Here is a 14,345-nt window from a genome sequence, read left to right on the forward strand (position 1 = left end):
CGTTCAGGTGCCGAGAAATAGCGGCTACCGGTGCGGAGTTCCCTTGACGCGGGCAAACACAACGTTCCAGAGTCGGCGTGTCAGCAACGGTGAACGCTAGGAGGACTTCAATGCCCACCCTCTACGACTCGCCGCGCGACGCGGTCGCCGACATCGAATCGGGGGCATCGATCGCGGTCGGCGGGTTCGGCCTCTGCGGAATACCGGATGCGCTCATCGCAGCCATCGCCAACACCGCAGCGACCGACCTCGAAGTGTTCTCGAACAACTGCGGCGTGGACGGCCAAGGTCTCGGAATCCTGTTGGAAGCCCACAAGATTCGTCGCGTGGTCGCATCCTATGTGGGCGAGAACAAGGAATTTGCCCGGCAGTACCTGTCCGGCGAACTCGAGGTGGAGCTGACACCGCAGGGGACGCTGGCCGAGCGGATGCGCGCCGGCGGCGCGGGCATCCCGGCGTTCTTCACGCCCGCCGGGGTGGGCACGCCGGTGGCCGACGGCGGACTGCCGTGGCGATACAACACCGACGGTTCAGTCGCGGTGGTATCACCGCCCAAGGAGGTCCGCGAGTTCGGCGGAACCCGCTACGTCCTCGAGCAGTCCATCAACGCCGACTACGCGCTCGTTCACGCAAAGTACGGCGACCGCGCCGGCAACCTCGTATTCGACAAGACCGCAATGAATTTCAACCCGCTCGCGGGCATGGCCGGGCGGATCACCATCGCGCAGGTCGAGCACCTGGTCGAGCCGGGAGCTATCGATCCGGCGACGGTCCACCTGCCCGGAATCTTCGTGCAGCGAATCGTGGAAACCGGGCCCCAGCACACCCAGATCGAGAAACTGACCATTCGCCCGGGAGGCGCATCGCGATGACCGCAACAACCACCACCGGATGGACCCGTCCGCAAATGGCCGCTCGGGCGGCCGCCGAACTGCACGACGGTGAATACGTCAACCTCGGAATCGGGCTGCCGACGCTGATCCCCGGATTTCTGCCCGAAGGCGTGTCCGTCACGCTGCACTCGGAAAACGGGATCCTGGGCACCGGACCGTATCCCACCGAGGACGAGGTCGACGCCAACCTGATCAACGCCGGCAAGGAAACGGTGACTGTGAATCCCGGTGCGGCGTTTTTCCATTCGGCCTTGTCGTTCGGAATGATCCGCGGCGGGCACATCGACACCGCGGTGCTCGGCGGCATGCAGGTGTCCACCAATGGCGACCTGGCCAACTGGATGGTGCCCGGCAAGATGGTCAAGGGCATGGGCGGGGCGATGGATCTGGTACACGGAGCCAAGCGGGTCATCGTCGTCATGGAGCACACCGACCGCGACGGCAATCCCAAGATTCTCGAGACCTGCACGCTTCCACTGACCGGACAGCGTGTGGTGCACCGGATCATCACCAACCTTGCCGTCATCGACGTGCGCGGTGACGGTCGGCCACTGTTACTCGAGGAGCTCGCGCCGGGCGTCACCGTCGATCAGGTGGTCGCGGCCACCGGTGCGGAACTCGAACTCAGCTGACGGGCGAAATGGACGGTGCGGGCCGTCAGGAAAAACAGGTCCGGGCGGCTGTCGATGCCGACGGGCTCCGCTTGATCCAGTAACCGATCCAGTGTCGCGAGGTCGTCAGCGTCGAGGTGATCGGCGAGTCCCGTCCGATAACGCTCGAGCAGCTTCCGGACTGCTCGCCGGACTGGATCGGTCACCGGCGCCGGGTGGTCGACCAGGAACGATCGACTGTGCGCACCCACCAGGCCGGCCGCGCTCAGCATGGCGGGCCAGTCCTCGACCACCGGCACCGAATCCGGCACCTCGGCGCGCATCCGGGTGAACCGTGCCGCCAGGGCGGCGTCGAGGCGAGCCTGCAATCCGGGACGGCCGATCCCGATGTCGCGCGGCAACCAGCGCGCCGGTAACCCGCCCTCGGCGATCGCGACGGCGCCGCCGGGGCGCACCAAACCGGCAACCTGCGCCAGGGCCGCGCGCTGGTCGCCGACGTGGTGCATCACTTGCGCCGACCAAACCAGGTCCGATGCGGGCAGCGCAGCGAGGTCGTCCGGCAAGGCGGCGACCTCGGTGCGCAGCCGCACCCCGACCCGCCCGGCGCGCTCCTCGGCGCGGGCCAACAGTTCCGGCGAACCGTCGACCGCAACCACTTCCGCATCCGGAAATCGTTGGGCGAGTAGGCAGGCCGCCACTCCGGGTCCCGATCCGATGTCGAGGATTCGCCGCGGTGTCAGATCGGCGAAGGTATCGAACGCGCCGTGCAGGTAGGGGCTGTGCAGCTCGGCTTCCAGTTCCAACTGGTCGGCCATGGCCGACCAGTCGATATCGTTAGCGTGCATTCAACCACTATGACGAATGCATGATCACCCCGCGAATGTTCTTGCCGTCGCGCAGGTCCTGGTAGCCCTGGTTGACTTCTTCGAGGGTGTAGCGGTGGGTGACCAGTTCATCGAGCTTGAGCTGGCCGGCGTCGTAGAGTCGCAGCAACCGCACGATGTCGTACTGCGGGTTGGCCGAGCCGAACAGCGTGCCCTTGATCGTCTTTTCGAACAGCGCCATCTCGCAGCCGGAGACGTGCACGGTGAGCTTGGCCGGGTCGGCCAGGCCGGTGATCACCACGGTGCCGCCCTTGCCGATCGCGGCGAATGCTGCCGAGACCACCTCCTCGTCGACGGTGCCGACGGTGATCAGCGCCTGATCGGCCATCTGACCCCAGGTCAGCTCCGTGACCTTCTCGGCGGCCTCCTCCGCCGTGGCGAAGGCATGGGTGGCACCGAACTTCATTGCGGTGTCGCGCTTGAACGCCACCGGGTCGACCACCACAACGCTCTTGGCACCGGCGTGAACGGCGCCCTGCACCGCGTTGATGCCGATGCCGCCGATCCCGTAGATCACCACGGTGTCGCCGGCCCGCACCCCGCCGGCGTAGTTCGCCGTGCCCCAACCGGTGGGCACCCCGCAACCGACCAGCACGGCCGTCTCCAGCGGCAGCCAGTCATCGACCTTGACCACCGAGTGTTGCGAGATCGTGGCGCGCTCCGAGAACGTGCCGAGCATGCACATGGCGCCGAAATCGGTGTCACCCGAATGGAATCGGAAGGTGCCGTCCGGCATGGAGCCCTCGAGGATGGTCGCGCCCATGTCGCAGAGGTTTTGCCGGCCCGTGGAACAGTACCGACAGCTGCCGCAGTTCGGGATGAAGCTGCACACCACGTGATCACCGGGGGCGACCTTGGTGACGCCGGGCCCGACCTCCTCGATGATGCCGGAGCCCTCGTGCCCGCCCACGATCGGATAGCGCGGTGGCAGGTCGCCGTCGGTCAGGTGCAGGTCGGAATGACACAGCCCGGCGGCGGTGTACTTGATCAGCACCTCACCCGGTCCCGGCCCATCCAGGTCGAGTTCCATGAGCTCGAACGGCTTGCCCGCCTCGAGCAATACAGCTGCGGTGGTCTTCATTGAACTTCCTCTCTTACAGCGCGATGTTGACGGACTTGGTCTGGGTGTAGAGGTCGATGGCGGTCGCACCGAGTTCACGGCCCCAGCCCGATTGCTTGTAGCCGCCGAACGGCATCGCGGTGTCGAAGCCGTTGTACTGGTTGACCCACACCGAGCCGGCCTTCAACTGCTTGGCCGTGCGGTGCGCCTTCGAGATGTCCCGAGTCCAGATGCCTGCGGCCAGGCCATACATGGAATCGTTTGCGGCCGCGGCGACTCCGCTATCCGCCGAGAACGGCAGCGCGGTGACCACCGGTCCGAAGATCTCTTCCCGCACGATGCTGAACTCCGGGCGCACGTCCACGAAGACGGTCGGCTCGACGAAGTAGCCCTTGTCGCCGAACCGCTTGCCGCCGGTCAGCGCGCGGGCGCCGTCGGCCAGTCCGTCCCGCAGGTAGCCGGTGACCTTGTCGAACTGTTCCTGGGATACCAGTGGGCCGAGTTGGGTGGTGGGGTCGAGACCCGGGCCGATCTTCACCTGCGAGGCCGCCTCGGCCACGGCACCGGTGAAGTCGTCGAAAATCTTGTCTTCCACGAAGAGTCGAGTGCCGGCCACACAGCACTGGCCGTGGTTGAACAGCCACGCGTTGAGCGATCCGGGCACCGCGATGTCGAAGTCGGCGTCGGCGAAGACGACGTTGGGGCTCTTGCCGCCGAGTTCCAGGGAGACCTTCTTCAGGTTGCCCTTGGCCGCGTCGACGATCTTCTTGCCCACCTCGGTGGAACCGGTGAAGGCGATCTTGTCGACCTCGTCGTGGCCGGACAGCGCCGCGCCGGCGTCGCCGAAGCCGGTCACGATGTTCACCACACCGGGCGGAATCCCGGCCTCCTGGAACACCTCGCCGAGCAGCAGCGCGGTGAGCGGGGTCTGCTCGGCCGGCTTGAGGATTACCGTGTTGCCGGTCGCCAGCGCCGGCGCCAGCTTGAAGGCCGCCATCAGCAGCGGGAAGTTCCACGGGACGATCAGCCCGCACACCCCCACCGGTTCGCGCAGCGTGTAGGCGTGGAACTCCCCGCCCGGCGCGAACGGCATGGACACGTTGATGGTGGAGCCCTCGATCTTCGTGGCCCAGCCCGCGTAGTAGCGGAAGATGTCCGCCGACCACGCGACATCGACGGCGGTGGCGATGCCCGCGGACTTGCCGTTGTCGAGCGCCTCGAGCTGACCGAACTCCTCGGCCCGCTCGCTGAGGATGTCGCCGACGCGCCACAGCATCCGCTCGCGCTCGTTCGGTTTCATCGACGGCCACGGCCCGGTGTCGAAGGCGCGCCGCGCCGCACGCACCGCCTTGTCGATGTCGGTTGCTTCGCCGTGGGCGACCTCGACGAGTCGCTCACCGGTCGCGGGATCATAAGTCGGGAAGGTGCGGCCGGAGGCCGCGTCAACCCAATTTCCGTCTATCAGAAGCTTTTTGGTGCCGCGCAGGAACGCCTGCACGTCTTCGCGAATCGCGTACTCGGCTACGGCCGTCATCGGAACTCCTCGAAGTAGGGGTGTGACACCCGCCATACTTCGCCCGATTGACGGTGGCTAACTGTCCGAGGTTCGGACAGTCACTCCTTGCGCGCTGCCGTTGCCTCGGCCAGCTCCGCCAGTGCCGCGCCCGTGTCGGTAGCAAGGCGCTGCAAGTGCGGCAACGTGTCCCGGCACCCGATGAAGCCGAAGTTGACGGTGTCGGCGTAGCTCTGCAGGGTGATGTTCAGCGCCATGCCGTGCATCGGAATGGACACCGGGTACGTCGCTTCGAGACGGCTGCCGTTCATGTACAGCGTCTCGGTCGGCCCGGGCACGTTGCTCACACACAGATTGAAGCTGTACGGCCACGGTGAGTCGACACCGGTGAAGGCGCTGGCCACCTGAATCCCCGCGGGTGCCATCAGCCCCGCGCTGTAGGCCAGGATCGCGTTGCGTGACAGCGTCTGCATTTCCGACTTCGACGCCGTGGTCGCGGTCCGGATCCGCGCGAGCCGTTGGACCGGGTCGTCGATGTCGGTGCCGATCGGCACCAGGATCGCGCCGACGGCATTGCCGCCGCCTTCGTCGCCCTTCGCCCGCACGTTCACGGGCACGAACGCGACGAGCGGCTTGTCCGGCAGTTCGCCCATGTTGCCGAGGAACGTGCGCAGCCCGCCGCCGATGATGGCCAGCGCCACGTCGTTCAGTGTCGCGCCGTGCGCGTGGGCAATCTCGGAAAGCTCTGCGCGCGAATACTGTTGGGTGGCAAAGCGGCGATTGCGGCTGATCCGGCTGTTGAGGATCGAGTGCGGCGCCTCCGCCGACCCGGTGAGGTTGTCACGGCCGAGTTGAGTATTGACCGCCGACTTGGTCAGATCGAACACCGAACGCGTACCGTCCGCCAGGGTCTTCGCCAGGCCGCTGATACCGCCGCCCGAGCCACCATCGGCGTGTGACGACCCGCCTCGCTTGGGCGTTGGCATGTTGAAGAACAGCGGGTTGTCACGACTGTCCGGGTCTGGGCTGAGGCTGCGGGCCAGGATCCGCATGCCCGAGTAACCGTCGACAAGCGCATGGTGGATCTTGACGTAGATCGCGAACCGGCCGCCCTCGAGCCCCTCGATCAGGTGCAGTTCCCAAGGCGGACGCGAGAAGTCGAGCTGGTTGCTGTGCAGCCGGGACACGAGGATGCCCAGCTCGCGTTCGTCGCCCGGACTCGCCAGCGCCGACCTGCGCACGTGGTAGTCGAGATCGAATTTCTCGTCCACCACCCAGGACTGGACGGGGCTGCGCAGCATCGACGGCTGGCTGAGCTTGCGGTTCCAGGGCGCGAAGACCTCACGGTCGCGGGCATCGTCGAGCATGCGCCGTAGGTAGTCCGGCGGCGCGTCCGCGGGCGGGGTGAACGGCAGGAGACCACCCACGTGCATCATCGTCTGCGGGGTCTCGCCGTAGAGAAACATCATGTCTTGCAGGCCCAGCCGCTGACGAGTCGCGCTCATTGCTTCCCCTTGATGTAGTTCACCCATCGATGTCGAGCGCACGCATCCGCGCATACAGCGTGCTACGGCTGATCCCCAAACTGGCCGCTGCATGCACCTTATTACCCGCGCACTGCTGCAGGGCGGCAATGATCGCCTCCCGCTCGGCCCGTTCGCGCCCGGCCAGCCGGGAGACGCGCGAAGAGACTTGGTAACGCTCGGGCAGGTCGGTCAGCTCAATGCGGTTACTCGAGCGCTGCTGCGCGGCACTGCGGAGCACCACGGCGAGTTCGCTGAGGTTGCCGGGCCAGTCGGACGCGCGCAGCGCTTCCAGTGCGCGCGGCGTCAGGCCCAGTCCCGGCGCGATGCCCTCGAGCATGCCGCGGGCGATATCGGCCAACTCGGCACCCCGCTGCCGTAGCGGGGGCAACTGCATCCGGGCCGGGCAGCGGGCGAGCACGGCCGCAACGGACGCCGAGACCTGTTCGACCGGGCCACTGGTCAGGATGACCCGCGGACCGTGCGGCACGGAAAGTAGTTCGGCCACAACAGGAATAGCGGTCTCCGGCAGTAATTGCACGTTCTCGACAGCGACCACCGCAGGATCGGTGGCCACCACCCGGCCCAACTCCGTGAGCCAGGCCGCCGATCCCTGCAGGGCGAGCGTAGCCGCGTCGAAGGTGACCGCATCGCCCACCAGGTCACGCATGGCGGTGGTTCGTCCCGACCCCGGCTCCCCACAAATCGCGACGTGCTGGTCACTGTCGCGCAACTGCTGCAGCTGGACACGAATACGCTCGCCGGGCGCCTCGGCGTGAGCAGACTTGCGCGGAATGGGTCGCATCCGGCGCTGCGGACGCAACAGGAAGAGCGCGCCACCGTCGGTCCCGGCCACCGGGTCTGCCTGAACCTGCGCGATGTTGCCGGACGACAGTCGCAGTTGCACAGTTCGCGACTGATCCGGACGCAGGTCCGCAATCAAAGCGCGCAGCGCAGCGTGGTCGGAACCGTCGAGCAGATCGAGCGCCACCTTGTTGCTCAGCAAAATGTCTTCACCGATCGCCGTCACCGCCAGATTGCGTTGCGGCGACACCCGCTGGAAGGCGTCGACGAGACGCCGCTGCGACATCCGCGAACCTTCGAGCAACCGGCGCTCGATGTCGGCGGCCGCCCGCGCCAGAAACGGCGCAAAAAGCGGATTCGCTTGTGCCGCAGCTGCGGTCATATCAAGAATGCCCTCGACGCGGCGGGTCACCGGGTGAATGATCGGCTGGCCGTAACAACTGAGCCCCTTGAACCGCTCCAGGAAATGCTCCTCGCCGTTGACGACGATCGCCTGCCTGGTTTCCAGCGGTGTGCCCAACGCGTTGGTGCCGACTCTGTCCTCTCCGAGTGACGACCCGACCACGGCGCCGAGCCTTTCGAGTCGCCGTTCCAGTGCCGGAGTGTCGAACACCTGCCCGACGAGGCGGCCCTCGTTATCCGCGAGCAGCACGCACACGCCGGTTCCGGTGATCTGCAGCCTGATCTCGTCGAGAACCGGCCGGGCGGCACGCAGCAGCGGATCGGCCGCGTCGAGTTCGATGACCGGGTTGGTGTCTGGCTTATCGCCCGGATCGACCCCGCTGAGCGCGGACCGCTTCCAGGACAGCGCGATTTCCGGCCGGGCCGGTATCTGCCCGCCGAAGTCGACACTGCCGGCCATCGCACTCACCGACTAATCCTGCTGGATCAACTCGATCGAGCGCTCCCGCATCTCTACCTTGCGGACCTTCCCGGTGACCGTCATGGGGAACTCCTCCACCACGTGCACGTACCGGGGAATCTTGAAGTGCGCGAGCTTGCCCGCACAGAACTCACGCACCGCGGCGGTATCCAAAGGTGTTGCGCCCTCCCGCATTCGGATCCACGCCATGAGTTCCTCGCCGTACTTGGCGTCCGGAACGCCGATAACCTGGGCGTCGAGAATGTCGGGATGGGTGTAGAGGAACTCCTCGATCTCGCGCGGGTAGATGTTCTCGCCGCCCCTGATCACCATGTCCTTGATGCGTCCGGTGATCGCGATGTAGCCGTCGTCGTCCATCGTCCCGATGTCACCGGTGTGCATCCACCGCGCCTTGTCGATCGCTTCGGCCGTTTTTTCCGGCTGCTCCCAGTAGCCGAGCATCACCGAATACCCACGCGTGCACACCTCCCCCGGCTCGCCGCGCGGAACCGTCAAACCCGTTGCCGGATCCACGATCTTGATCTCCAGGTGCGGCCCGACCCGACCGACGGTGGCGGTGCGCTGATCGATCGTGTCGTCGGCGCGGGTCTGGGTGGACACCGGCGAGGTCTCCGTCATGCCGTAACAGATGGTCACCTCCGACATGCCCATCCGCTCGATGACCTGCTTCATGACCTCGACCGGGCACGGCGAGCCGGCCATGATGCCGGTTCGCAGGCTCGACAGGTCGTAGGACTCGAAGTCCGGCTCGGCGAGTTCGGCGATGAACATCGTCGGCACGCCGTATAGCGACGTGCAGCGCTCGGCCTGCACGGCCGTCAGCGTGGCCTTCGGTTCGAACGACGGCGCCGGAATGACCATCGCCGCGCCGTGGCTGGTGCAGGCCAGGTTGCCCATGACCATGCCGAAGCAGTGGTAGAAGGGCACCGGAATGCAGACTCGATCCTGCTCGGTGTAGCCGCAGATTTCACCGACGAAGTAGCCGTTGTTGAGAATGTTGTGATGGCTGAGGGTGGCGCCTTTGGGGAATCCGGTTGTGCCCGAGGTGTATTGAATGTTGATCGGGTCGTCGGTGGACAGCTCGCGCTGCGCCGCGGACAGCACCTCCGGCTCGCCGGCCCGCCCGGTTTCCAACAGGGCCGACCACTCAGGGCTGCCGAGCAGCAGGACGTGCTCGAGTTGCGGACAGCTGCCGCGAACCTCGGCGATCATGGCGGCGTAGTCGGAGGTCTTGAACCGCGGCGCCGCCACGATCGCTCGAATGCCGGCTTGTTGCAGCACGTATTGCAACTCGTGCGAGCGATAGGCGGGATTGATGTTCACCAGGATCACGCCGATCTTCGCGGTCGCGTACTGGACGATGACCCACTCGGCGCAGTTCGGCGCCCAGATCCCCACGCGGTCGCCCTTGCGCAGTCCCAAGTCGAGCATTCCCAGCGCTGCCGCGTCGACCTCGGCGGCCAGTTCCTGGTATGTCCAGCGCTTGCCGGCGGCCATGTCGACGAGCGCGTCGCGGTCGCCGAAGCTCCCCACCGCGCGATCGAAGTTGTCACCGATGGTGTCCCCGAGCAGCGGCGTCGGCCACGCGCCCGAAGCATAGGCGGGCGGCCCCGACTTCGCGGTGGTCATAACAGCTCCTTCCGCTGGCATAAACGTCTGCCGCCGACCATAGTGATTGGGCTCACCAACCGGCTACCCCCGGATAGGGGTGGCAAAAAGCACCGCGGCGCGCTCGGCCAGCATGATCGCGGTGGCATGCGGTCCGCGACTGAGCGGCACCGGCACGATGGACAGATCGGCAATCCCAAGACCGCTCACGCCGTGAACCCAACACCGCTCGTCCACAACAGCATTCGGGTCGCTCGCGGGGCCCATGCTGCAGGTCCCGGTCAGATGCTGAGCAGTACCGAGGTGCGCGGCGACGAACCCGTCGTCGCCGACAGCGCGGTGCTCCTCGATGACGCCGCGCTCCTTCAGTCCGTCGAGTAGGTCTGCAGCCAAACGCATGCCGTCGCGCAGTCCCGAGCGGTCGCTACCCTCGGTCAAATACCGGTGCTCGATCCGTAGCCCGCCACGTTCGTCGAGCCACATTCGTCCGCGCGATTCCGGCCGCATCAGCGCGACACCGAGATAAGGCTCGGCGCCGGCGCCGGGTATCAAATGCGAAAGCGGATGCGTGTACGCCCGTATTTCCAGCGCTCCGTGATGCAACGCAACCTGGACGGCGACGGCATCGAGCTGTGGCGCTCCGGTGGCGGTGTAGCGGTAGGGCACAGCGGTTTCCGGGTGGTCCGCGAATGACGCGCCGACACCCGGCCGGTCGCACACCACCGGAATTCCCGCCCGGCGAATGTCATCGGCCGGGCCCACGCCGGACCGCAGCAGCAACTCGGCGGAGCCGATCGCGCCGGCCGCAAGCACGACGGTCTGCGCGGGCAAGACGCGCGTCGCCACACCCGCGGCGATCTCGACGCCGATCACAGTGCCACGATCGAACACCACCCGATGCGCCGCGGCCCCAGCAAGAACGGTGAGGTTGGACGGCCGACGCCGGAGATAGGCCATCGCGGCATTGACCCGCACCCCGTCGTCGACGTTCAACGGAACCAAGCCGACCCCGTCTCCGGTCGAGTCATTCAGGTCGGCCACGTCGGCGAAGCCGCGCTCGATGGCCACCGCACGGAACTCGGAACTGACCCGGGTGAGATCGGCCGGCCTCGTTCGCTGCACCGGCATGGGACCGCCACCGCCGTGCACCGGTCCGTCGAAATCGCGGTCGCTTTCGCTGGCCCGGAAGTACGGCAGCACCGAGTCGTAGGACCACAGCGGACTGCCCGCGATCCGGCTCAGCTCGGCGAAGTCGCTCGGTAGGGCGCGCACGAAATAACAGCCGTTGATCGCGCCCGATCCGCCGACGACGCGGCCGCGCACCAATGCTGCGCTGCGGCCCGGACTGAGCTCGGTGGCGAACGTCTGAACCCAGCGACTGCCAGGGTCGGCCGGCATCCGATACGCGTCCCGGATACTGGACGGCCAATCCCATTTCTCGAGATAGCTGGCACCTGCCTCGATCAGTGTCACCGAGCGTGCCGGATCCTGCGCCAGCCGTGCGGCCAGCACGCTGCCGCAGCTGCCGCCACCGACCACCACCACGTCGGCGGCTGAACCAGCGTGGCGATTCAACTCGAAAAGGTTGGCTTCAACGCCTCGACGCTGCGCGCCCGCAGCGCGCCCTGCCACAGCCCGGCACCGTAGGCCGCGTCGTCGAGCCGCTTGAACGCGACGTAACGCACCGGATCGAGACCTCCGGCCTCACGGTGCTTGACCCAATCGGCGGCGCCTTCGGCCAACGCCATCGCGATCGCGATCTTCCTGATGCGTTGGGAAAAAATGATGGCCAACAACGTGATTGGCCAATAGTGCCGGAACATCGCGGAGGCGAGTTGCCAGAGTCCGGCGGCGAAGCCGCGGGCCACATAGATGGCCGCGACCCGGGTCGGCTGATCGAGTTCGGCGAAGACGCGCCGCATCCGCAGGACCGCGATGGCCACGGTCACCATCGAGCCGAGGAGCCCGAGCCGCGACAGCGTCGCGAGCAGCACGGCCGCGGCGACTGTCCACGGCGAGATGGACAGTGGCGCGACCTGGCCGGGATGCCGGGCGGCCAACGGCGCCGCTCCGGTTCCGTAGAACATCTTTCGGCCGAACCACTTGCCGAAGGAGACGCGGTGGTCGTGCGCAACGCGCGCGGCGGGCTCGTACCGCAACCGCCAGCCCGACTGCTCGAGCCGCCAGCACAGGTCGACGTCCTCGGCGACCTCCATGGTCTCGTCGAAGCCGCCCTCATCGAGCAGCGCCGAGCGCCGGACCAGCATCGCGGCACTGGGCACGTAGGACACGGTGCCGCGCGCATGGACCGCCGCCTCGCGCCGGCCCAGATCGAGCGAGGACCGGCTGTGCTCGTAACGGGCCACCTGGTTCGATTCCGCGTCGAGCGCAACTATGCGCGGCGCCACCAGCGCGACGGAGGGATCGCTGAAGTGGCCGAGCATCACCTCGAGCCAGCCGGCCTTGGGGACGACGTCGGAGTCCAGAAAGGCCACGAATTCCGTCGTGGCGGCGCGTAATCCGGTATTGCGCGCGGCCGCAGGTCCACGCGGCACCTCATGCCGCAACACCGTCACCTTGCAGCGGCTTTCCGCGCACGGCGGCGGCGCGTACGGAATATCGGAACCATCGTCGATAACGATGACGGAGTGCCCGCGCAGGGCCGCGAGCAGTCGTGTCATGCCTTCGGCGTTATTGCGCAGCGGGACGATGACCGTCACGTCATCGGTCGACGGCAACAACTTCGGCCGCGGGTTGGCTACCCCGGAGTCCAGCAGCCGACGGGCCACCACCGCCGTCTTCGGGTCGGTGACCTCGAGAAATCCATCGCCGATCATTTCGGCCGCCGCGGGCGCCAGTTTGAGCATCCGCGTTGGCGAGCCGCCGATCAGTACGCGTCCCCCGGAATACGTTCGAACGCTCGGATCGATTCGAACCCCGAATCCATCGGGGAGTCGACCTTGGCGCATCAGGCGACGATAGTCGAGCTTTTGCAGTTATAGAAACCTGGTGCGAGTTGGTGGGAAAGATACACAAACTCCTCCATCGCCACTCCCGTGCCATTTCGGTTCGCTTACGAAAGCAAACCGTTTGTACCGACATTCCATCGGTCCAGCCGCCCCCGTGCGTTGGCGATCAACATATCGAATATCTGCGCTCCCGCGGTCGGGTTTGCCCGAACCGGATCTCCGAGGACACCGTTGCGGGAAATGGCGCCCACTCCGCTGGCACGCAATCGCGGCAGTAACCCGGCGATCGGTTCGGTCACCCCCACCTCGGCCCGATCCATCCGCACCCGATCCGGTGCAAGGTGCAACATGAGCGAAGTCTCGGTGTACCCGGCATGCGCGTCACCGTCGGCGACCGCGCACGGCAGCCACGCGCAATCGCGGCCCTCCCAACGCAACAAAGCGATCGCTTCAGCGAGCGCCGCCGCGTTTCCGCCATGGCCGTTGACGAAGACCGCCCGGCGCGCCCATCGAAACGCCGACCGGCCGTATTCGACGATGAGGTTCGTCAGTGCCGCTTGACCGATCGAGATGGTGCCGTTGAATCCCTCGTGCTCGCCGCTGGACCCGTAAGCAATGGCCGGGGCGAGTTCGGTGTCGGGCAGCGCGGCCGCGACCGCTGAGGCAATGACGGTATCGGTATCGAGCGGCAAATGCGGGCCGTGCTGTTCCAGCGACCCGACCGGCACGGCGAGCGTGTATGCAGCCGACGGTATTTCGGGCCATACCCGCCCGGCCAAATCGCTCACACTTTTGACGCGCCCATATCGATGGTCAATTGGGTACCGGTGACAGTGCGCGCGGCATCGCTGGCGAGATAGAGCACCGCTTCGGAAATATCGTCCGGGTCCGCCAACGGATAGTCCGTGAGAATCGAGGCGAAACTCGGCAGGTATTGCGGAAACGTCGAAAAGACCTTTAATGCACTCGGATCGGTACCCATCGGCGTATTGACGCCATAGGGGTGAATCGAGTTCACCCGGATCTTGTACTGGCCCAATTCGATTGCCGCACTCTTGGTCAGGCCGACGAGCCCGTGCTTGGCCGCCGAATAATGTGACTGCACCGGCATGGATTTAACGCCGGCCAGCGAACTGACCACGATGATCGACCCACCGTTGCCGGCCTCGATCATGGCCGGAATAGCGGCCTTCAAGGTTTTGAAAACGCCGGTGAGGTTGACATCGATCAGCGTGGACCACTGGTCGTCGCTCATTTCCCACAAGCGATTCCAGTTACAGATCGCCGCGTTGGCCACCACGACGTCGAGCCTGCCGAACTGTTCGATCCCGCGGCGCACCACCTCCGTCAATGCGGCGCTGTCGCGCACGTCGGCGACCTCGAGCAGCGCCTTGCGGCCCTGGTCCTCGACCAACTGCGCGGTAGTGGCCAGGTCGTCGGGCGTGGGTGCTGCATAGGTGTTGTCGGACGTCACCTCGGCGCAGATGTCCACGCCGATGATGTCGGCGCCTTCCCGCGCCATCCGCACCGCGTGGTTGCGCCCCTGCCCGCGCGCGACGCCGGTGATGAACGCGACGCGACCATCGAGTATGCCCAT

Annotated in this window: 12 protein-coding genes; 2 read left to right on the top strand and 10 right to left on the bottom strand. The window is 66.4% G+C overall.

Annotated features, from left to right (window positions below; translation table 11 throughout):
* The first annotated feature begins 110 nt into the window (after positions 1 to 110).
* The gene (locus FOS14_RS01995) at positions 111 to 872 is read left to right on the top strand and encodes a CoA transferase subunit A (RefSeq protein ID WP_143768562.1); all 762 of its coding nucleotides are present in this window, start codon (positions 111 to 113) and stop codon (positions 870 to 872) included.
* Positions 869 to 1,525 carry a CoA transferase subunit B gene (locus FOS14_RS02000; RefSeq protein WP_143768563.1) on the top strand — a complete coding sequence of 219 codons (657 nt, stop codon included), beginning with the start codon at positions 869 to 871 and terminating at the stop codon, positions 1,523 to 1,525. The genes FOS14_RS01995 and FOS14_RS02000 overlap by 4 nt, the downstream gene beginning before the upstream one ends.
* Here FOS14_RS02000 and FOS14_RS02005 read toward each other — a convergent pair.
* The 10 genes from FOS14_RS02005 to FOS14_RS02050 all read right to left on the bottom strand — a co-directional run bounded on the left by FOS14_RS02005 (position 1,483) and on the right by FOS14_RS02050 (position 14,345).
* On the bottom strand, positions 1,483 to 2,349 hold the full coding sequence (locus tag FOS14_RS02005) for a class I SAM-dependent methyltransferase (protein WP_143768564.1): 867 nt from the start codon (positions 2,347 to 2,349) through the stop codon (positions 1,483 to 1,485). The genes FOS14_RS02000 and FOS14_RS02005 overlap by 43 nt on opposite strands.
* Positions 2,350 to 2,356: 7 nt before the next feature.
* A complete protein-coding gene (locus tag FOS14_RS02010) occupies positions 2,357 to 3,469 on the bottom strand; it encodes an NDMA-dependent alcohol dehydrogenase (protein ID WP_143768565.1) in 1,113 nt (370 codons plus the stop codon).
* A 13-nt stretch (positions 3,470 to 3,482) separates the two neighbouring features.
* A complete protein-coding gene (locus FOS14_RS02015) occupies positions 3,483 to 4,982 on the bottom strand; it encodes an aldehyde dehydrogenase family protein (RefSeq protein WP_143768566.1) in 1,500 nt (499 codons plus the stop codon).
* A gap of 80 nt (positions 4,983 to 5,062) precedes the next feature.
* Entirely contained in the window at positions 5,063 to 6,466 is a 1,404-nt protein-coding gene (locus tag FOS14_RS02020) for a wax ester/triacylglycerol synthase family O-acyltransferase (protein WP_143768567.1), read from the bottom strand.
* A gap of 19 nt (positions 6,467 to 6,485) precedes the next feature.
* Positions 6,486 to 8,150 (bottom strand): sigma-54-dependent Fis family transcriptional regulator, encoded by a 1,665-nt coding sequence (locus FOS14_RS02025; RefSeq protein WP_143768632.1) that lies wholly within the window; start codon positions 8,148 to 8,150, stop codon positions 6,486 to 6,488.
* 12 nt (positions 8,151 to 8,162) lie between these two features.
* On the bottom strand, positions 8,163 to 9,800 hold the full coding sequence (locus FOS14_RS02030) for an AMP-binding protein (protein ID WP_143768568.1): 1,638 nt from the start codon (positions 9,798 to 9,800) through the stop codon (positions 8,163 to 8,165).
* Positions 9,801 to 9,863: 63 nt separating this feature from the next.
* Complete coding sequence (gene mftG / locus FOS14_RS02035; protein ID WP_255450006.1) at positions 9,864 to 11,411, bottom strand: mycofactocin system GMC family oxidoreductase MftG; 1,548 nt, start codon at positions 11,409 to 11,411, stop codon at positions 9,864 to 9,866.
* On the bottom strand, positions 11,351 to 12,748 hold the full coding sequence (gene mftF, locus FOS14_RS02040) for a mycofactocin biosynthesis glycosyltransferase MftF (RefSeq protein WP_143768570.1): 1,398 nt from the start codon (positions 12,746 to 12,748) through the stop codon (positions 11,351 to 11,353). Before mftF ends, mftG begins: the two co-directional genes overlap by 61 nt.
* A 104-nt stretch (positions 12,749 to 12,852) precedes the next feature.
* On the bottom strand, positions 12,853 to 13,536 hold the full coding sequence (gene mftE, locus FOS14_RS02045; RefSeq protein ID WP_143768571.1) for a mycofactocin biosynthesis peptidyl-dipeptidase MftE: 684 nt from the start codon (positions 13,534 to 13,536) through the stop codon (positions 12,853 to 12,855).
* On the bottom strand, positions 13,533 to 14,345 hold the full coding sequence (locus tag FOS14_RS02050) for a mycofactocin-coupled SDR family oxidoreductase (protein ID WP_143768572.1): 813 nt from the start codon (positions 14,343 to 14,345) through the stop codon (positions 13,533 to 13,535). The genes mftE and FOS14_RS02050 overlap by 4 nt, the downstream gene beginning before the upstream one ends.

It is taken from the genome of Skermania sp. ID1734, assembly GCF_007489285.1.
Classification (GTDB): Bacteria; Actinomycetota; Actinomycetes; order Mycobacteriales; family Mycobacteriaceae; genus ID1734.

Coding starts and splice junctions, on each gene's coding strand:
- FOS14_RS02015 (WP_143768566.1), bottom strand. CDS start 4,982: ATGACGGCCGTAGCCGAGTACGCGATTCGCGAAGACGTGCAGGCGTTC.
- FOS14_RS02030 (WP_143768568.1), bottom strand. CDS start 9,800: ATGACCACCGCGAAGTCGGGGCCGCCCGCCTATGCTTCGGGCGCGTGG.
- FOS14_RS02005 (WP_143768564.1), bottom strand. CDS start 2,349: ATGCACGCTAACGATATCGACTGGTCGGCCATGGCCGACCAGTTGGAA.
- FOS14_RS02025 (WP_143768632.1), bottom strand. CDS start 8,150: ATGGCCGGCAGTGTCGACTTCGGCGGGCAGATACCGGCCCGGCCGGAA.
- FOS14_RS02000 (WP_143768563.1), top strand. CDS start 869: ATGACCGCAACAACCACCACCGGATGGACCCGTCCGCAAATGGCCGCT.
- FOS14_RS02010 (WP_143768565.1), bottom strand. CDS start 3,469: ATGAAGACCACCGCAGCTGTATTGCTCGAGGCGGGCAAGCCGTTCGAG.
- FOS14_RS02020 (WP_143768567.1), bottom strand. CDS start 6,466: ATGAGCGCGACTCGTCAGCGGCTGGGCCTGCAAGACATGATGTTTCTC.
- FOS14_RS02050 (WP_143768572.1), bottom strand. CDS start 14,345: ATGGGCATACTCGATGGTCGCGTCGCGTTCATCACCGGCGTCGCGCGC.
- mftF (WP_143768570.1), bottom strand. CDS start 12,748: ATGCGCCAAGGTCGACTCCCCGATGGATTCGGGGTTCGAATCGATCCG.
- FOS14_RS01995 (WP_143768562.1), top strand. CDS start 111: ATGCCCACCCTCTACGACTCGCCGCGCGACGCGGTCGCCGACATCGAA.